The sequence below is a fragment of the Vibrio sp. 10N.222.55.B11 genome (assembly GCF_041473705.1).
Lineage (GTDB): Bacteria > Pseudomonadota > Gammaproteobacteria > Enterobacterales > Vibrionaceae > Vibrio > Vibrio crassostreae_C.
Genome location: NZ_JBFRST010000015.1, coordinates 25,695 through 44,289 on the forward strand (window position 1 = coordinate 25,695; position 18,595 = coordinate 44,289).

Below are 18,595 nucleotides of genomic sequence, written 5' to 3' on the forward strand. Positions count from 1 at the left end.
GTGACTCAGCTCCAAGCAGAATCGTTATTGCTCGTAGGTTCTCTCTACGTGTACTTCTTCAACCAACTCTCGAACGATAGCGGTTGCGAAACAACCCGCATCAAGAGAGAACTTAAGCGTGACATTATCTTCGTTCACTTCCCAAGTTAAGTCTGTTGGTTTCAGTGACGCTTCACGGCGATCATGACGCATACGGTTACCACGAATCAGAGCCATTAGATCCGGTTCAGCATCAAGGTGTTTCTGTTCTAGAGCTTGAGACTCATCAATCGTTGGTAAGGCATTATCGCCAGCCAAAGCAACAGTTATCAAAGCAGAACCGTTCGCAATGTCTTGGTTTACAGCTTCAATGTTGTCTGCTGTTACTGCCAGTTGAGCACCGTCTTTCATGACAATATCGCCAACCAATGCCGATGCAAACGCATCTTGCTCAATACGGTCCGACAGGATCAGGTTGTAAATCCACGAGCGAGCCGCAGAAAGGTACAAGCTGCGCTTATTCTGGTTACGAGTACGAACGTTATCACGGCCCCAACGACGAGCTTCAGATAAGTTGTTACCTTCATTACCAAAACGCTGAGCACCGAAGTAATTTGGCACACCGACTTGAGCGACTTTTTCCAAACGTTTTACGACATCATCACAGTCTGTTACTTCAGACAAAGTCAGCTCGAATTGGTTGCCAACTAAATCACCCGGACGTAACTTTTTGTTGTGTCTTGCTGTCGCCAAGATCTCAATGCTTGGGTACTGTGCTAAGAACCCTGAAAAGTCAGGCTCACCTTTTGGTAGGTGTACACTCAACCACTGCTCTGTCACAGCGTGGCGGTCTTTCAAACCCGCCCAGCTCACGTCTTTCGACTTAACACCGCAAGCTTTAGCCAGCTCATTGGCCACGAAGCTCGTGTTCTCACCCGTTTTACGGATGCGAACCATGAGATGCTCGCCTTCGCCGGTAAATTCAAAACCCAAGTCTTCATTAACGACAAAGTGTTCGGCTTTTGCTTTTAGTTTTGCTTTCGCAGTTGGTTTACCGTTTAGATAAGCCAATGAAGATAAAATATCTGACATGCTGTTCTTTTCGTGTTGGTGCTTACGCACTTTTGGTAATTAGGACCACCGCTTCACATGCGATGCCCTCTTTGCGACCTGTAAAACCTAAACGCTCTGTGGTCGTCGCTTTTACATTCACATTACTGATGCTGGTTTCTAAGTCTTGTGCAATAGCTTGGCACATAGAGTCTATATGAGGCGCCATTTTTGGTGCTTGCGCCATGATAGTAATATCGGCATTACCAATCACGTAGCCTTGCTCTTTTACTCGACGATAAACATCTTTCAGTAGCTCACGGCTATCCGCACCTTTCCATTCGTCATCGGTATCAGGGAAATGACGACCAATATCACCCGCAGCAATCGCACCCAATAGAGCGTCACATAACGCATGTAGGGCAACATCACCGTCTGAGTGTGCAATAAGACCTTGTTCATAAGGGACGCTCACGCCACCAATAATTACCGGGCCTTCACCACCAAACTTATGTACATCAAAGCCATGGCCAATACGAATCATCATTATTCCTTATTCTGACTTAAATAGAACTCAGCGAGCGCTAAATCTTCTGGCTGAGTAATCTTAAAATTATCTGAACGCCCAGCCACTAAAGCGGGCGATAAACCTTTCCATTCAAAGGCTGAGGCTTCATCAGTAATTGAAGCGCCTTGTTGCAACGCCTCACTTAATGCCTTCCACAGAGGCTTTGCTCTGAACATTTGCGGCGTAAGTGCATGCCATAAATCGGCACGCTCAACGGTATGCTCGATCTGCCCTTGGGCACCGCGCTTCATCGTGTCACGAACTGGAGCCGCTAAAATAGCGCCCACATCATGGCTCATCGCGCCGGAAATTAGCTTGTCGATATCACTTAGCTGAACACACGGCCTTGCCGCATCGTGAACCATTACCCAATCACTAAGCTGCTGCTCAGCGATATAGTTTAGCGCAGAGAGTACAGAGTCCGCTCGCTCGCTTCCGCCTGACACTCTGATCACTTGCGGGTTCAGGTTGAGTGCTAGATCAGGGTAGTATGGGTCATCATCGCTGATCGCAACGACAATTTGAGCGACTTGTGGGTGAGACAGTAATTTCTCAATGGTGTGCTCTAAAATTGTTTTGCCGTGAATCTTGAGATATTGCTTAGGGCGGTCTGCCTTCATTCGGCTACCGACGCCCGCCGCAGGTACAACGGCAATCACGCTTTGAAGTTGAGTCGACATTAATGGGATTCCTCACCAATGATGCGATAAAACGTTTCACCTTCTTTGACCATTCCAAGTTCATGACGTGCGCGTTCTTCTATCGCGTCTAAGCCTTGGCGTAGATCGTCAATTTCAGCAAACATTTCTGCATTTCGAATATGCAGCTTTTCATTTACTTGCTGTTGAACTTGGATTTCGTTGTTCACACCGTAGTAATCAGAGATACCATTTTTACCGAGCCACAGTGTGTGTTGTAGCCAGCCAAACACTATGAGCAGTACTAAAGCAAAAATTCGCATAACACCTTTCGCCGGTTGAAAAAGAAGGAACTAGAATAAGGCACATATATACCATAATGAGCTTATTGGTGCGAGATATGTGGTGTCAGGGAATCAATAAGTCGGGGAGTCATTGTCAGGAAAACAATGAGATTCCCTACTCCTTCCTTCGTCAGTCTAGGGAATGACGAACTTTATATGTGACAAGGAGGAGCTTTAGAGCCTAGAGCTTCTTTCATTCAGTTTTCTACAGACAAAAAAATGCCCCGCATAAGCGAGGCATTCAAAAGTATTAGTGCATAATTCTAACTAGTTGGTGCTGTAGCAAGGCAACAAAGAAGATTCAGCTATGGAGCATAGTTTCCTATGTGACTTAGTGAATCTTCTGCAGTTAACGCAGCTACAGTGCCAAATAGGACGAATTATTGACCTTTAACTTCTTTAAGACCGTTGTAAGGAGCTTTAGAACCTAGAGCTTCTTCGATACGGATAAGTTGGTTGTACTTAGCAACACGGTCAGAACGACTCATAGAACCAGTTTTGATTTGACCTGCAGCTGTACCTACCGCTAGATCAGCGATAGTTGCATCTTCAGTTTCGCCAGAACGGTGAGAGATTACTGCAGTGTAGCCAGCGTCTTTAGCCATCTTGATAGCAGCTAGAGTCTCTGTTAGAGAACCGATTTGGTTGAACTTGATAAGGATAGAGTTAGCTACGCCTTTCTCGATACCTTCAGCAAGAATCTTAGTGTTTGTAACGAACAGATCGTCACCAACGATTTGAAGTTTGTTGCCTAGAAGTTCAGTTTGGTGCTTGAAGCCATCCCAATCTGACTCGTCAAGACCGTCTTCAATAGAAACGATTGGGAAGTTGTTCGCTAGCTCAGCTAGGTAGTGGTTGAACTCTTCAGAAGTGAAAGTTTTACCTTCGCCCTTCATGTTGTAGATACCAGCTTCTTTGTCGAAGAACTCAGATGCTGCACAGTCCATAGCAAGAGTAACGTCTTTACCTAGTTCGTAACCAGCAGCTGCAACAGCTTCTGCGATAACTTCTAGAGCTTCAGCGTTAGACTTAAGGTTAGGAGCGAAACCACCTTCATCACCAACTGCAGTGCTGTAGCCTTTAGACTTAAGAACTTTAGCTAGGTTGTGGAATACTTCAGCGCCGATACGTAGACCTTCTTTAAGAGTTTTAGCGCCAACTGGTTGGATCATGAACTCTTGGATGTCAACGTTGTTATCTGCGTGCTCACCACCGTTGATGATGTTCATCATTGGTAGAGGCATAGAGAACTGACCAGCAGTACCGTTTAGCTCAGCGATGTGCTCGTATAGAGGCATGCCTTTCGCAGCAGCAGCAGCTTTTGCGTTAGCTAGAGATACAGCTAGGATAGCGTTCGCGCCGAACTTAGACTTGTTATCAGTACCGTCTAGGTCAAGCATGATTTGGTCAACGTCAGCTTGTGCTTTAGCGTCAGTACCAACTAGAGCTTCAGCGATTGGGCCGTTTACAGCTTCAATAGCTTTAAGAACACCTTTACCTAGGAAACGTGATTTGTCGCCGTCACGTAGCTCAAGAGCTTCGCGAGAACCAGTAGATGCGCCAGATGGAGCAGCAGCCATACCTACGAAACCGCCTTCTAGGTGTACTTCAGCTTCTACAGTTGGGTTACCACGTGAATCGATGATTTCACGACCTAGAACTTTAACGATCTTAGACATTGAATGTTTCCTTCTCGTTGAATATATAAATGTCAAATTTAAAGGTAGCAGCACAACTTACGCAGCTACCTGTATTCCTTTTTACTTCTCTAACTCGCCGCGCTGGAACTCACCAGCCGCTTTAACGAAACCTGCAAACAATGGGTGACCATCGCGAGGTGTTGAAGTGAACTCTGGGTGGAATTGAGCAGCAACGAACCATGGGTGGTTCGGGTTCTCAATAACTTCAACCAGTTTCTTGTCCGCAGATAGACCCGATACTTTTAGGCCCGCTTTTTCGATTTGTGGACGAAGATTGTTGTTCACTTCGTAACGGTGACGGTGACGTTCATGGATCGTCGCGCTACCGTATAATTCGTAAGCTTTCGTCCCTTTCGCTAGGTGACAAAGCTGTGAACCAAGACGCATTGTGCCGCCAAGGTCAGATGTTTCTGTACGCTCTTCAACTTTACCTTCGCCATCAGTCCACTCAGTGATAAGACCAACAACTGGGTACTTAGTTTCAGTACAGAATTCAGAAGAGTGTGCCCCTTCCATTTTCGCAACGTTACGAGCGTACTCGATAAGCGCTACTTGCATACCTAGACAGATACCTAAGTACGGTACTTTGTTTTCACGAGCGTATTGAGCAGCAAGAATCTTACCTTCAACACCACGATCACCAAAACCACCAGGAACTAGGATTGCATCTAGGCCTTCTAAAACCTCTACGCCACGAGACTCAACATCTTGTGAATCTACGTATTTAATATTAACGCTTAGGCGGTTTTTCAAGCCTGCGTGTTTTAGCGCTTCATTTACTGATTTGTATGCGTCTGGCAGTTCAATGTACTTACCAACCATACCAATCGTCACTTCACCCGTTGGGTTAGCTTCTTCGTAAATTACTTGTTCCCATTCAGACAGATCTGCTTCTGGAGCTGTGATGCCGAAACGCTTACATACAAGTTCATCAGTGCCTTGAGCTTTAATAAGCTGAGGGATCTTGTAGATAGAGTCAACATCGCGCATAGAAATAACTGCATTTTCTTGCACATTACAGAACAGAGCAATTTTCTTACGCTCGTTCGAAGGAATGTTGCGGTCTGAACGACAAACTAGGATGTCTGGCTGAATACCAATAGACAGTAGCTCTTTTACAGAGTGTTGCGTTGGCTTAGTTTTCACTTCGCCCGCAGCTGCTAGGTATGGCACTAGAGTAAGGTGCATGAACATTGCGCGTTCACGGCCTAGTTCTACTGCTAGCTGACGAATCGCTTCCATGAATGGTAGAGATTCGATATCACCAACCGTACCACCAACTTCAACGATCGCAATATCGTGGCCAGCTGCGCCAGAAATTACACGCTCTTTGATAGAGTTAGTGATGTGTGGGATAACCTGAATAGTTGCACCTAGGTAATCACCGCGACGCTCTTTAGCGAGTACGTCTGAGTAAACACGACCTGCAGTGAAGTTGTTACGCTTAGTCATCTTGGTGCGAATGAATCGCTCATAGTGACCAAGGTCAAGGTCTGTTTCAGCGCCATCTTCCGTAACGAACACTTCACCGTGCTGAGTCGGGCTCATAGTGCCTGGATCAACGTTGATGTAAGGGTCAAGCTTCATCATAGTCACTTTAAGACCACGAGCTTCTAAAATAGCCGCAAGAGATGCTGCAGCAATACCTTTACCTAGAGAGGATACAACCCCGCCAGTAACAAAAATGTAATTTGTCGTCATGTTTAACCTGAAATTGGTTGAATGAGGGAAATGGACTACTTCTGGACGGGATGAAAATATACCAGAAGCCCCTTATCGCCACAACGTGAAATCTATCACACTGCTATTTTTTATTTTTTGCTTCAAATCAATTCATGATAAAAGCTTTGGTTATCTTTTCTCCGCCACTTTGACTTCACCCCACATGGAATCAAGCTGTTGTAGTGAAAAATCGGTCAAATTTTTACCTTGCTGACGAACTTTTTGTTCCACCCCTTTAAAGCGACGCGAAAACTTGAGATTGGCTTTATTGAGTGCCGATTCTGGGTTTTTACCTAAATGTCGTACCAAGTTAACGGTCGCGAACAGTAAATCCCCCAGCTCTTCTTCAACCAATTCTTCGTTTGGCGTCACTTGAAGTGCTTCTTCTAGCACCTCGTCCACTTCCTCTAATACCTTATTGGCGACTGGGCCAATTGAGTCCCAATCAAAGCCATATTTCGCGACCTGCTTTTGAATTTTTGTAGCACGCGAAAGTGCAGGTAGAGAGTTTGCTATTGAGTCTAGAATACTTTCTTGAGTTTTGCCTGCTTGTGCTTTTTCTTTGGCTTTTTCCGCTTCCCAATTGGCATTGATTTCTTCATCACTGGCAAACTCAGTATCAGAGAACACATGCGGGTGACGGCGTGTTAGCTTTTCGTTAATGCCATCAACCACATCAGAGAACTCAAACAACCCCTGTTCTTTCGCTAACTGGCTATAGAAGATCACCTGAAACAACAAATCACCCAACTCTTCTTGTAGGTTCGGCCAATCTTTGTTGTGAATCGCGTCCACCACCTCGTAGGTTTCTTCGATAGTATGCGGCACAATTGTTTCAAAATTTTGTTTCAAATCCCAAGGACAGCCACCTTCTGGATCGCGCAGCTTAGTCATAATCTGTTCAAGTTGTTCAATCGGGTGATTCATCGTTTTCTTCCTATTCACTGTCTTTGATTTTTAAATTTATAACGTCTTCTAAAACTAAAAAAGGCGAGCAGCCAAAACCACTCACCTTTCTATTCTTTCCGTCATCCCCAAGAGCGAAGAATGAGCGAGTTGGGGATCTCAAATCGCTTTACGAGATTCCCTATCACGTTCGTCCCTCACTGTAGGGAATGACGTGGATAGTATTTTGGCCTACCCCAACCTTTTGACTGACATAACATCTTTGATTTGTTCTACTCGGCTGGTAACGCGACTCAGAATTTCAATATTGGTCACTTCCAAATCGAAATCCATTACCGATAGCTGACGCTTGTAGTCGATGCGGCTCTTCATTGTGGTCACGCTGATCTTTTCATTCGAGAACAGTGAGGTGATGTCTTTCAACAAGCCATTACGTTCTAGCGCTTCAACACGCAGCGTTAGGATGTATGAACCGACAAAGCCATTACCCCAAACGGTATCAATGATACGTTCTGGCGCATGCACGCTTAGCTCGCCTAGCTGTTCACAGTCAGCGCGGTGCACTGAGATACCACGACCTTGAGTGATGTAACCTTTAATCACATCACCTGGGATTGGCTGACAGCAACGCGCTAGGTGCGTCATTAGGTTATCAACGCCCTCAACCACTACCGCATCTTTCTTCGGACGACTCTGTTGTGCCGGCTTGTTTTCCGACTCAAGCAGTTTCTCTAGCGCTTTCTTGTCTTCTTCTTCCGCCGTTGGCTTATTCACTAGCGCATTGATGTGATTAACCACTTGGTTAATACGCAAGTCGCCACTACCAATACCTGCATAGAGTTCGTCTGGCGTATTCACGTTAAAGCGTTTTAGTGCGTATTGATCAGCATCTTTTAGGGTTGCGCCTACTTTCGCTAGCTCAACTTCCAGGATATCACGACCCGCTTCTAGGTTTTTCTCACGGCTTTGTGCGCGGAACCAAGCGTTGATTTTCGCTCGAGCTCGACCAGAATGAACAAAACCTGTGGTTGGATTTAACCAGTCACGAGATGGGTTCGGCTCTTTCTGCGTGATGATCTCAACTTGATCGCCCATCGATAGTTTATGAGTGAACGGTACGATACGCCCCGCTACTTTGGCACCGATACAGCGGTGTCCGACCATCGAGTGGATGTGGTAGGCGAAATCCAACGGGGTTGCGCCCATTGGTAAGTCGACCACGTCACCACGTGGAGTAAATGCGTATACACGGTCATCGAAGACTTGGCTACGTACCTCATCCAGCATCTCGCCAGAGTCCGACATCTCTTCTTGCCAGTCGATAAGTTTACGCAACCAAGTGATTTTCTCATCGTAGCCACTACGGCCGCTTGAAGCTCCTTCTTTGTACTTCCAGTGCGCCGCCACACCAAGCTCAGAGTCTTCGTGCATTTGCTTAGTACGGATCTGAATCTCAATGGTCTTGCCTTCAGGGCCAAGTACTACGGTATGAATCGACTGGTAACCATTTGGCTTAGGGTTCGCCACATAGTCATCAAATTCGCTCGGGAGGTGCTTGTATTTAGTGTGTACCACCCCAAGGCCGGCGTAACAGTCTTGCAGCTGGTCAGCGATAATACGTACTGCTCGTACGTCAAAAAGCTCATCGAAGGCTAAGCCTTTTTTCTGCATTTTGCGCCAGATACTGTAGATGTGTTTTGGTCGGCCACTCACTTCAGCATTGATGTTTGAACGCTGCATTTCTGCGGTTAAATCATCAACGAAATCTGTGATGTATTGTTCACGTACGATACGACGTTCAGACAGCTGTTTCGCAATCTGCTTGTAGGTATCTGGTTGTTGGTAGCGGAATGCGTAATCTTCGATTTCCCACTTAAGTTGGCCGATACCTAAACGGTTAGCCAGTGGTGCATAGATGTTAGAACATTCTTTTGCTGCCGCACGACGCACAGCATCAGGTGCCTTTTTCACCTCAATAAGGTTACAGATTCGCTCCGCTAGCTTGATGACTACGCAACGGAAGTCATCAACCATTGCTAATAGCATGCGACGAACGTTATCGACTTGACCCGAGGCTGCACTGCCTTCAAGGGTCACGTTTAGCTGGCCCAAGGCCGCCATTTCTTCAACGCCGTCAATCAGCTTAACGATTTCTTTGCCGTAGCTTTCTTCGAAGGCTTCGCGTTCAAAAACGCCACTTGATACCACTGGGAAGAGTTGTGCTGTGACTAATGTTGCACGATCCATCGACAGCGTGACCAAGATTTCAATCATCTCGCGTCCACGCCATAGCAAGAGTGATGCTTGCTCGTGATCTTTTAATAGCTCTTCACAGTGACGATAAACTTTGTTCAGTTTATTCGAGGTTTTTGCGTCTTGCTTTAATGACGCAATCCAACTTTCTAGCTCAAACTGTTCGCTTGGGTTTAAATGTGCGCTTCGTACCGCAACCATCGTGCCTTCCTAGTTATTCTGTTTTATACCCAATTCAATATGACTAACTGGTTCCAAGTTAGTTCGACCATATTGATATCAGCGCAGGTGTCCCTGCGCCTTTGTCATTCATTTTTAAGCCTTATTTACGGGCCTTTAAGCCTTGATAAAGAGAGCCATCGATTCTAAATGGCTAGTGTGTGGGAACATATCCAACATACCAAGTTTGGCTAATTGGTAGCCTTGCTTTTCTAAGCTCTCTGAATCTCTAGCTAGAGTAGCAGGATTACACGAAACATAAACCACACGCTTCGCTCCTAACGCTGAAATTTGATCAACAACACCACTCGCTCCAGCACGAGCTGGGTCAAGTAAGATTTTATCAAATTTCTCTTTTGCCCAAGGCTGTGAAGATAAGTCTTCTTCAAGGTTAGCTTGGTAAAATTCCGTATTGCTTAACTGGTTTAACGCTGCATTAGATGTGGCTTGCTGAACCATTTCATCAACGCCTTCTACGCCAACCACAAACGCCGATTGTTGCGCGATAGGCAAACTGAAATTCCCTAAGCCGCAAAACAGGTCGAGCACTCGCTCATCCGCTTGAGGTTCTAGCCACTCAATCGCTTGAGCCACCATCTGCTGATTCACTTTCTGGTTTACTTGGATAAAGTGGTTTGGCTCAAACGGTAACGTCACGCCAGTTTCGCTGTAGCTAGGCGCATCACCAACCAGACGGACCAACTTATCGGTTTCAGGCATCGAGTACAGCGTAGCGCCTTCTTCTTTTGCTAACGCAATCAGCGCTTGCTCATCTTTTTCAACCAAAGGCTTAAGGTGACGTAGAACCATAACAGGGCCAGTATCGCCCAACACCAATTCAACGTGTCCTAAAGACGTAAGGCTGTTGAAAGTGTTCAGTAAATTTTTCAGTTTTGGCAGCAACACATTAAGGCGAGGATCAAGCACGGCACAGTCGGTGATGTTTTCAATCTGCTTACTCTGCTTCTTACGGAAACCGAATTGAAGCTGTTGTGTCTTCTTATCAACAAATAGGCTGATACGTGCGCGACGTCGATAACCGGTTTCATCACCGACAATAGGTTGTGCAACTTCAGTGTTCGCCGTTTGGTATTGGCTCATCAGGTGCGTCAGAGATTGCGATTTATGCTCAACCTGAGAAGAGTAACCTAGGTGTTGAAGGTGACAGCCACCACACTGATTAAAGTGCTTACAAAACGGCTTTAAACGCTGCTCGCTCGGCTTCAATAACTTGATGAGTTTAGCTCGCGAAAACTTACTTTTGCTCTCAGTAAGTTGAATAACCACCTGCTCACCGGGCAATGCGCCATCAATGAAAACCGGTTTATTCTTTTGATAAGCGATGCCAGCGCCATTGTGATCCATTCGTTCAACCAAAACCGATTGATGCTTGGTCTCGAGTTGAGTTTTCTTTTTTGGTTGGAAAAAACGTGCCATTGCTTGTGCCTAATGTATCTTTTAATAAGTAATTGGTATCCAGGACTCACTATTATGTCTTGGAATCATTGTCGAACGTCACGGCTTTGATTAAGCTTACCGTTCACTTAACCGCCATTGTGTGCGTTATTTTCCCATATCCAGACCTCGATGTAATTAAAGAACATGACCAGATATGGCTTAAGAGCCCGTGTAATTACCTTAACTCTAGCTCCAACCCTGATTATTGGGTTGCTATTGAGTGCATTTTTCTCATTTAACCGCTATCAAGACCTTGAAGGTCAAGTGGTTAACACTGGTACTAGCATCATTGAGCCACTTGCGATTGCGAGTGAATCAGGCATGAAGCTCGAAAGTCGAGAGTCTGTTCGTCAGCTTATTAGCTATGCGCATCGAAAGAATTCTAAGCTAGTGCGCAGTATCGCGGTGTTTGATGAGCGTCATGAGTTGTTTGTAACCTCAAACTTCCACCCCGATTTTGAAAGCCTGACCTACCCCAAAGATAAACCGATCCCGCATTTAAGCTCATCGAACCTTCTCGATAATACGCTGATCCTGCGGACACCTATCATCGCCGAAGGCCAGTACATCAATTCAGCCAACGGTCAGTCTCAAGCTAATCAAGCGATCGGCTACATTGCGATTGAATTAGATCTTTCATCACTTCGATTGCAGCAATATCAAGAAGTGTTCTCTGCATTCTTAGTGTTGATTCTCGGGCTTGGTTTATCGGGTGTGTTTGCGTTCCGCTTAATGCACGATGTCACTCAACCGATCACACACATGAAAAACATGGTCGACCGAATTCGTCGAGGTCACCTAGATGTGCGTATCGAAGGTAAGATGCATGGTGAGCTAGACTCGCTGAAAAACGGTATCAATGCGATGGCGGTATCGCTATCAGAGTATCACGTCGAGATGCAGCACAGTATCGACCAGGCCACATCAGATTTGCGTGAAACTCTTGAACAGCTTGAGATTCAAAACGTTGAGTTAGACATCGCGAAGAAACGCGCTCAAGAAGCGGCTCGTGTTAAGTCTGAGTTCTTAGCGAATATGTCTCACGAATTGAGAACGCCGCTGAACGGTGTGATTGGCTTTACTCGTCAAATGCTCAAGACTCACCTATCGAACAGTCAAACCGATTACCTACAAACCATTGAACGCTCGGCAAACAACCTGCTTAGCATCATCAACGATATCTTGGACTTCTCGAAACTTGAAGCCGGTAAATTAGCCCTAGAGAACATCCCATTTGAATTCCAAGCCAGCCTTGAAGAGGTAGTAAACCTTCAAGCAACCAACGCTCATGAGAAAGGCCTAGAACTGACACTGAAGATCGACCCTAAAGTACCGCCAGGTGTGGTGGGCGATCCACTGCGTATTCAGCAGATCCTAACCAACCTTGTTGGTAACTCAATCAAGTTTACCGAACGCGGCAACATTGATATCAGCGTTGAGCTTCGCTCACAAAGTGAAGACAACATCGAGCTGCAATTCATGGTTCGCGATACGGGTATTGGTATTTCTGAGCGTCAACAAGCTCAGCTTTTCCAAGCTTTCAGCCAAGCCGATGCAAGTATCTCTCGTCGTTACGGCGGTACAGGCTTAGGTCTGGTTATCACCCAAAAACTGGTCAGCCAAATGGGCGGAGAGATCAGCCTAACCAGTCGTCTTCACCAAGGCTCTACCTTCTGGTTCACCTTGAGACTATCAACGACTGATATGCCGATGACAGAGCTGATTGAGACGCAGTGTCTACAAGACAAACAACTGCTGCTTATCGAGCCAAACATGCAAGCGGCATCGATTACTCAGCAAATCCTAACCCAAGAAGGCTTAGTGGTAACGTATCGTTCGGTGATGCCAGATGAGACGACCTCGTATGACTACGTTCTGCTTAACCTAGCCGCCAACCAAGAGTATCAATTTGATACTGTGAGTGGTTGGGCGATCGGTGCGAAGAAGATTGCTCAAAACGTGATTATTGGTACACCAAGTACCGAGCTAGCGTTGGGTGAGCAACTAATGAAAGAGGTCGATGTTCAGTGCATCACCAAGCCTCTTTCTCGTAAGAAGTTGCTGCAAACTCTGGTATCGAATCAGGCACCTACCTTGATTGCACCAGCGATTGAAACGCATTCTGAAGAGAAGTTACCGCTTACTGTGATGGCAGTAGACGACAACCCAGCCAACCTTAAGTTGATTACCGCGCTGCTTAAAGAGCGTGTAGAAACCGTCATCAGTTGTACCAGTGGTCAGCAGGCGATAGACAAAGCGACAGAGACGCCATTTGATATCATCTTCATGGATATTCAAATGCCACAGATGGACGGTGTAACCGCTTGTCAGAACATCAAAAAACTGGCGAACAATGCGAACACTCCAGTGATTGCCGTGACCGCACATGCAATGATTGGCGAGCGTGATCGACTGCTTGAAGCGGGCATGGATGACTACCTAACCAAACCGATTGAAGAGCATGTTTTACAGCAGGTTCTGATTCATTGGAGCCCGACCTCTGAGGTTGAGCACATCGAAAAAATAGATCCAGACCACCCAGCGGTCTCCGCTGAAGTCGACAACGGTCCAGTGTCAGAAACTGAAGCCAGCGTACACACAAACATCATCATTGATTGGCAAGCTGCGATGAAACAAGCCGCCAATAAAGAAGACCTCGCACGCGATATGCTGCAAATGCTCGTCGACTTTATTCCAGAGGTGTATGAGGCAGCAGACAAAGCGATAGAAGACAGTGACTATCCAGTTGAAGAGCTGATACACATCATTCACAAGATGCATGGCAGCAGCTCGTACAGCGGCGTACCAAGGCTAAAATCGGTATGTGCGACAATAGAGAAAGAGCTGCGTTCAGGTACTTCTGTTGAAGACATTGAACCTGAGCTTTTCGAGCTTCAGGATGAATTAGATAAGGTTCAAGCAACCGCGATTCACTACTTGAAACAGGCGAAGGCCTAGCGGGTACTTGTTACTCACTAGTATTCTTTAGAGGGTTTACCCGCCAATAAAAAAGCAGAGCTCATGAGCTCTGCTTTTTTCTGTCTAGAGCCAAGAGCACTAGATATAAAGTCGCGATAATCTGTTTACGATTCGAGTAACACCGTTGCCACAGCGTAGTGACGCTCATCCGAGATAGTCAGATGAATCGATGTTGTGCCATTCGCCTCTGCGATTTCACGCGCTTTCTTGTGTAAGCTCAATACTGGCTTACCATGCTCATCGTTTGAAATCTCAAAGTCGTGGAAGGTAACACCCAGCGCAATCCCCGTACCTAACGCCTTAGATGCAGCTTCTTTAGCAGCAAAACGTTTTGCAAGGTAACGGCCTTTTTGCTTCAATTGTTGGAATACTTCAAACTCAGAATCCGTCAAAATACGCTGAGCAAAAGCGTCGCCACTTCGCGACAGCGCCTTCTCGACACGTTCGATTTCTGCGATATCTGTACCTAATCCAACAACTGCCATGTTTCCTCTACTACTTAACTTCTGTCTAATGATTAACTGTACATCGCTTAGTGCCGACGACTTGCCGAACTAAGCGTTGTTACGTGCTGTTTCCATGATTGCTTTCATGTCTGCAACGGCTTTGTTTAAGCCATCAAACACTGCACGTCCCATGATCGAGTGACCGATGTTCAGCTCGTAGATCTCTGGAAGTGCCGCAATCGGTGCTACGTTGTGGTAAGTCAGACCATGACCCGCATTGACTGTGATACCTAAGTCATCTGCATAGCTTGCGCCTGCTGCGATCTTCTTAAGCTCGTCTTGTTGATCTTCTTCTGTCTTAGCATCAGCATAGTGACCCGTGTGCAGTTCAATGAACGGTGCGCCACACGCTTTTGCAGCATCGATTTGCTCACGGTCAGCATCGATAAACAGAGATACCTTGATACCTGCTGCAGACAGTTTTTGTGTCGCCGCTTTGATCTTCTCTAGTTGACCAACTACGTCCAAGCCACCTTCAGTGGTTAGCTCTTCACGTTTTTCAGGAACCAGACAAACAAACTCAGGATTAGTATCGAGTGCAATTTGAACCATCTCGTCCGTTACGGCCATCTCCAAGTTCATGCGAGTTTGAAGTGTTTCAGCCAGAATACGCACATCGCGATCAACGATGTGACGACGGTCTTCACGCAGGTGAATAGTAATGCCATCTGCACCAGCACGTTCAGCGATTTCAGCTGCGTGTACTGGATCTGGGTATTTAGTACCACGTGCATTACGTAGTGTTGCAATATGGTCGATATTAACGCCTAAAAGGATTGAGCTCATTTTCCAATACTCCGTGCTCTGGAGAGGGCTATTGTTGGCATAAATAGCTCTCTACTTTTTAATGGTTTGCCGCCAAGATACGGCTTTAAGGCTATGCGTGTAAAGCGTTTTGCCGCTTTTAACTGCTCTTTAGTGATAAACCTACGTTCGCTGATTGCAATAAGTTCATCGCCCATAAAAGTCAGGTTATCTCGACGTACTGAAGCGATGAAACCTTTCTGCTCTCGATAGCGATAAGTCATGCTCGGATCAATCGCTTCGCCAGTGCCCGCGCAGTGTAAAAAGTCGACGCCGTAACCCATAGCAGATAATAGAGCCAGCTCAAAGCGACGCAGTGCTGGCTCAGGATTATCATTATGCGCCAGCTCTGTTAAAGCATGAAGATAGTCGTGAAAAAGTGCAGGCATCGGTACTTCCGCCATCAATACCCGACCGATAAGCTCGTTCACGTACATGCCTGAATACAGATTAATACCGGCGAGAGGGAGCCCCAAGCTGATGGGTTCAGCTTGGCGTAAGGTTTTCATCGAACCATTACCAGACCACTTAAGCAATAGCGGCGTAAAAGGTTGTAATGCACCTTTCAAATTGGAACGCTTGCTGCGAGCGCCTTTAGACATCAACGTCACCCGACCGAACTCTTCGCTGAAGACGTCCAAGATCAGGCTCGACTCACTGTATGGTCGACGGTGCAACACAAAGCATCGCTGTAACCCTTCGCTCAATCACTTACCCTTATTACAGATACAAAAAGAGAGAGTTCGCACTCTCTCTTGGATTTATCTTCAGTTCAACTTTCTTAATCTCAGAAAGTGACGTTCAATATATTATAGATCGTCGATGTAGCCTAACGAGCGAAGTGCACGCTCATCATCAGCCCAGCCAGATTTAACCTTGACCCAAGTCTCTAGGTAAACCTTACGGCCGAATAGCTCTTCCATATCGATACGCGCTTCACGACCAATCGTTTTGATCTTCTCGCCCGCTTTACCAATCACCATTTTCTTCTGGCCTGTACGCTCAACAAGAATCAGTGCATTGATGTGGAAGCCATCGTTATCTGGGTTGTAATCGAAACGTTCGATTTCAACCGTTACCGAGTAAGGTAGCTCGTCACCCGTAAAGCGCATCAGCTTTTCACGGATAATTTCAGAGGCCATAAAACGTTGCGAGCGATCAGTCACGTATTCTTCAGGGAAGTGGTGTGTCGCTTTAGGTAAATGTTCACGTACGTGCTTACGCAGTACATCAATATTTTTACCTTGCTTCGCTGAGATTGGCACTACATCAATGAAGTCCATCTTCTTAGAGACTTCCATCATGTGCTGCATCACGTTAGTACGGTCTTGAACGTTATCTACTTTGTTGATGCAAAGTACAACTGGGAAGTCAGTCTTCTTCAGTTTGTTCAGAACCATCTCATCGTCGTCAGTCCAGTGAGTACCATCGACAAGGAAGAATACTAGGTTTACATCACTCAATGAGCTGTTCGCCGCACGGTTCATCAAGCGGTTGATGGCACGCTTTTCTTCAATATGAAGTCCAGGAGTATCAACAAAGATCGCTTGGTAATCACCCTCAGTTTCAACGCCCATAATACGGTGACGTGTCGTCTGTGGTTTACGTGATGTAATAGAAATCTTCTGACCCAGAATATGGTTCAGAAGCGTCGACTTACCTACATTTGGGCGACCGACAATAGCGATGAAGCCACAGTGTTGGTTTTCCGGTAGGCCTGTTTTTTTGCTATCAGATGAAAAGAATGCATCGATATCGAAATCTTGGTTGTTATCAGACATTGCTTAGTTGCTCTAATGCTGTTTCAGCAGCCGCTTGTTCTGCCTTGCGGCGGCTAGTGCCTTTACCGATAACAGGTTTATCCACACCTGCCACTTCACACTCAACCGTAAACTCTTGGTTGTGTGCTTCACCTTTAATATTAGTCACTGTGTAGACAGGTAGAGGATTTCTTCGACCTTGCAAAAACTCTTGTAGGCGAGTTTTCGGATCTTTTTGAGATACTCCAGGCTGAATAGCATCTAGGCGAGATTGGTACCAGCTTAAAATAATGCCGCGAACCGTCTCGGTATCACTATCTAAATAGACAGCGCCGATGACCGCTTCAACCGCATCCGCTAGAATAGAATCACGACGGAAACCGCCACTCTTCAACTCACCTGGACCTAATTTTAAGTAATCTCCTAGTTCGAATTCACGACCTAGTTCTGCCAATGTATGACCACGTACTAATGTTGCGCGCATGCGGCTCATATCACCTTCGTTTACCTTAGGAAAACGGTGGTAAAGATCATCAGCGATAACAAAACTTAAAATTGAATCGCCCAGAAACTCAAGACGTTCGTTATGTTTACCTGCGGCGCTGCGGTGAGTCAGCGCCAAGTGGATAAGATCGGCATCATTAAACTGATAGCCAATCTTTCTCTCTAGTTTATCAATTGGAGAATTCATGCTCTCTCGATGTGTTATGTGATCGATTAATGAATCCCACCGATGCGATTAAAACGCACACCAGTAGGAATCCATGTTGGAAGTACACTGTCTGAACCGCGTTCGAATTCGAAGCTGATCCAAATAGCAACGGCCTTACCAACAAGGTTTGCTTCAGGGACAAAGCCCCAGTAACGGCTATCGGCACTGTTGTCACGGTTATCACCCATCACAAAGTACTGGCCTTCTGGAACGACCCATTCGTTAACACCATTGCGAGGCTGATATGCTTGCACACGATCGCGGCGCAATGGGTTAACTAAAATCTGGTGTTCTACGTCTCCAAGCTGTTCGTTCAGCTGAATCAGAGGCACACCATCTTGAATAAATTGGCTCTCTTCAACATTACTTAGTTTCACTGGTTCACAGCTACTTGCACCCTTCGCCTGAATGCAGATCTCTTTACGACTGCTGTAGCGAATGGTGTCACCTGGCATACCAACAACACGCTTGATGTAGTCGATGTTAGGCTGAGGTGGGTACTTAAATACGATTGAATCACCACGCTCTGGCTTGCCCGTTTCTACCAGTTGAGTGCGCCATACTGGGTCTTTTAGACCGTACGCGTACTTCTCTACCAAGATGAAGTCACCAACCAAAAGCGTTGGCATCATCGAGCCAGAAGGGATTTGAAACGGTTCATAAATAAATGAACGCAGAACCAAAACAAATGCAATTACCGGGAAAATGGACACACTGTTCTCAACCCACCAAGGTTGAGCCGTAACTTTTGCGCTAGTTTCAGCGTCTAGGCCATTCGATTGTGCTTCAACGTCAGCAAGCTTTTGCTGGCGCTTCTTCGCCCACACAAACTTTTCCAACGCCCATACAATGCCGGTCACTAGAGTTACGATCACTAAGATAAGCGAAAATGTATTAGCCATTGATATCCCTTAAATTTCATTTCTTTAAAAATAACGAAAGTGAAAGAGTAGCGAGCTACTCTTTCACTTTAAATTATTCGTTTAATGCTGGATAA

16 protein-coding genes are annotated in these 18,595 nt (G+C 46.0%); 1 reads left to right on the forward strand and 15 read right to left on the reverse strand.

Features of this window, described 5'->3' with window-relative positions; translation table 11 throughout:
• Positions 1 to 24: 24 nt before the first annotated feature.
• From truD to rlmD, 9 genes are all read right to left on the reverse strand, one after another.
• Positions 25 to 1,071: a tRNA pseudouridine(13) synthase TruD gene (gene truD / locus AB4503_RS06545; protein WP_372114037.1), complete on the reverse strand. Its 1,047-nt coding sequence runs from the start codon at positions 1,069 to 1,071 to the stop codon at positions 25 to 27.
• Between the two features lie 22 nt (positions 1,072 to 1,093).
• Entirely contained in the window at positions 1,094 to 1,573 is a 480-nt protein-coding gene (gene ispF / locus AB4503_RS06550) for a 2-C-methyl-D-erythritol 2,4-cyclodiphosphate synthase (RefSeq protein ID WP_017067356.1), read from the reverse strand.
• 2 nt (positions 1,574 to 1,575) lie between these two features.
• Positions 1,576 to 2,277 (reverse strand): 2-C-methyl-D-erythritol 4-phosphate cytidylyltransferase, encoded by a 702-nt coding sequence (ispD, locus tag AB4503_RS06555; RefSeq protein WP_017067355.1) that lies wholly within the window; start codon positions 2,275 to 2,277, stop codon positions 1,576 to 1,578.
• Positions 2,277 to 2,558, reverse strand: coding sequence for a cell division protein FtsB (ftsB, locus tag AB4503_RS06560; protein ID WP_010435786.1), 282 nt, complete (start codon positions 2,556 to 2,558; stop codon positions 2,277 to 2,279). The genes ispD and ftsB overlap by 1 nt, the downstream gene beginning before the upstream one ends.
• Positions 2,559 to 2,959: 401 nt before the next feature.
• A complete protein-coding gene (gene eno, locus AB4503_RS06565; protein ID WP_017063215.1) occupies positions 2,960 to 4,258 on the reverse strand; it encodes a phosphopyruvate hydratase in 1,299 nt (432 codons plus the stop codon).
• A gap of 81 nt (positions 4,259 to 4,339) precedes the next feature.
• Positions 4,340 to 5,980, reverse strand: coding sequence for a CTP synthase (locus AB4503_RS06570; RefSeq protein WP_017063214.1), 1,641 nt, complete (start codon positions 5,978 to 5,980; stop codon positions 4,340 to 4,342).
• A 150-nt stretch (positions 5,981 to 6,130) separates the two neighbouring features.
• Positions 6,131 to 6,928, reverse strand: a complete 798-nt coding sequence (gene mazG / locus AB4503_RS06575; RefSeq protein WP_372114039.1) for a nucleoside triphosphate pyrophosphohydrolase — start codon at positions 6,926 to 6,928, stop codon at positions 6,131 to 6,133.
• Positions 6,929 to 7,138: 210 nt separating this feature from the next.
• Complete coding sequence (gene relA, locus AB4503_RS06580; protein ID WP_372114041.1) at positions 7,139 to 9,361, reverse strand: GTP diphosphokinase; 2,223 nt, start codon at positions 9,359 to 9,361, stop codon at positions 7,139 to 7,141.
• A gap of 135 nt (positions 9,362 to 9,496) precedes the next feature.
• Positions 9,497 to 10,816 carry a 23S rRNA (uracil(1939)-C(5))-methyltransferase RlmD gene (rlmD, locus tag AB4503_RS06585; protein WP_017059037.1) on the reverse strand — a complete coding sequence of 440 codons (1,320 nt, stop codon included), beginning with the start codon at positions 10,814 to 10,816 and terminating at the stop codon, positions 9,497 to 9,499.
• 165 nt (positions 10,817 to 10,981) lie between these two features.
• On the opposite strand from rlmD, the gene barA reads away from it, so the two are divergent.
• On the forward strand, positions 10,982 to 13,795 hold the full coding sequence (gene barA, locus AB4503_RS06590) for a two-component sensor histidine kinase BarA (protein ID WP_229648158.1): 2,814 nt from the start codon (positions 10,982 to 10,984) through the stop codon (positions 13,793 to 13,795).
• Positions 13,796 to 13,920: 125 nt separating this feature from the next.
• Here the strand turns inward: barA and acpS are convergent, their stop codons facing one another.
• The 6 genes from acpS to lepB form a co-directional block, all read right to left on the reverse strand.
• Positions 13,921 to 14,301 (reverse strand): holo-ACP synthase, encoded by a 381-nt coding sequence (acpS, locus tag AB4503_RS06595; protein WP_017059039.1) that lies wholly within the window; start codon positions 14,299 to 14,301, stop codon positions 13,921 to 13,923.
• Positions 14,302 to 14,370: 69 nt separating this feature from the next.
• Positions 14,371 to 15,108: a pyridoxine 5'-phosphate synthase gene (gene pdxJ, locus AB4503_RS06600; protein ID WP_017059040.1), complete on the reverse strand. Its 738-nt coding sequence runs from the start codon at positions 15,106 to 15,108 to the stop codon at positions 14,371 to 14,373.
• Positions 15,105 to 15,833 (reverse strand): DNA repair protein RecO, encoded by a 729-nt coding sequence (gene recO, locus AB4503_RS06605; RefSeq protein WP_019826299.1) that lies wholly within the window; start codon positions 15,831 to 15,833, stop codon positions 15,105 to 15,107. The genes pdxJ and recO overlap by 4 nt, the downstream gene beginning before the upstream one ends.
• A 102-nt stretch (positions 15,834 to 15,935) precedes the next feature.
• Positions 15,936 to 16,907 carry a GTPase Era gene (era, locus tag AB4503_RS06610; protein ID WP_017059042.1) on the reverse strand — a complete coding sequence of 324 codons (972 nt, stop codon included), beginning with the start codon at positions 16,905 to 16,907 and terminating at the stop codon, positions 15,936 to 15,938.
• The gene (gene rnc / locus AB4503_RS06615) at positions 16,900 to 17,577 is read right to left on the reverse strand and encodes a ribonuclease III (protein ID WP_017066012.1); all 678 of its coding nucleotides are present in this window, start codon (positions 17,575 to 17,577) and stop codon (positions 16,900 to 16,902) included. Before rnc ends, era begins: the two co-directional genes overlap by 8 nt.
• Positions 17,578 to 17,603: 26 nt before the next feature.
• Positions 17,604 to 18,500, reverse strand: coding sequence for a signal peptidase I (gene lepB / locus AB4503_RS06620; protein ID WP_372056183.1), 897 nt, complete (start codon positions 18,498 to 18,500; stop codon positions 17,604 to 17,606).
• Between the last annotated feature and the right edge of the window lie 95 nt (positions 18,501 to 18,595).

Excerpts from the sequence above, each read along its gene's own strand:
- relA (WP_372114041.1), bottom strand. The coding sequence starts at position 9,361 with ATGGTTGCGGTACGAAGCGCACATTTAAACCCAAGCGAACAGTTTGAG.
- pdxJ (WP_017059040.1), bottom strand. The coding sequence starts at position 15,108 with ATGAGCTCAATCCTTTTAGGCGTTAATATCGACCATATTGCAACACTA.
- barA (WP_229648158.1), top strand. The coding sequence starts at position 10,982 with ATGACCAGATATGGCTTAAGAGCCCGTGTAATTACCTTAACTCTAGCT.
- mazG (WP_372114039.1), bottom strand. The coding sequence starts at position 6,928 with ATGAATCACCCGATTGAACAACTTGAACAGATTATGACTAAGCTGCGC.
- lepB (WP_372056183.1), bottom strand. The coding sequence starts at position 18,500 with ATGGCTAATACATTTTCGCTTATCTTAGTGATCGTAACTCTAGTGACC.
- rlmD (WP_017059037.1), bottom strand. The coding sequence starts at position 10,816 with ATGGCACGTTTTTTCCAACCAAAAAAGAAAACTCAACTCGAGACCAAG.
- AB4503_RS06570 (WP_017063214.1), bottom strand. The coding sequence starts at position 5,980 with ATGACGACAAATTACATTTTTGTTACTGGCGGGGTTGTATCCTCTCTA.
- ftsB (WP_010435786.1), bottom strand. The coding sequence starts at position 2,558 with ATGCGAATTTTTGCTTTAGTACTGCTCATAGTGTTTGGCTGGCTACAA.
- era (WP_017059042.1), bottom strand. The coding sequence starts at position 16,907 with ATGTCTGATAACAACCAAGATTTCGATATCGATGCATTCTTTTCATCT.
- ispD (WP_017067355.1), bottom strand. The coding sequence starts at position 2,277 with ATGTCGACTCAACTTCAAAGCGTGATTGCCGTTGTACCTGCGGCGGGC.
- acpS (WP_017059039.1), bottom strand. The coding sequence starts at position 14,301 with ATGGCAGTTGTTGGATTAGGTACAGATATCGCAGAAATCGAACGTGTC.
- ispF (WP_017067356.1), bottom strand. The coding sequence starts at position 1,573 with ATGATTCGTATTGGCCATGGCTTTGATGTACATAAGTTTGGTGGTGAA.
- rnc (WP_017066012.1), bottom strand. The coding sequence starts at position 17,577 with ATGAATTCTCCAATTGATAAACTAGAGAGAAAGATTGGCTATCAGTTT.
- eno (WP_017063215.1), bottom strand. The coding sequence starts at position 4,258 with ATGTCTAAGATCGTTAAAGTTCTAGGTCGTGAAATCATCGATTCACGT.
- truD (WP_372114037.1), bottom strand. The coding sequence starts at position 1,071 with ATGTCAGATATTTTATCTTCATTGGCTTATCTAAACGGTAAACCAACT.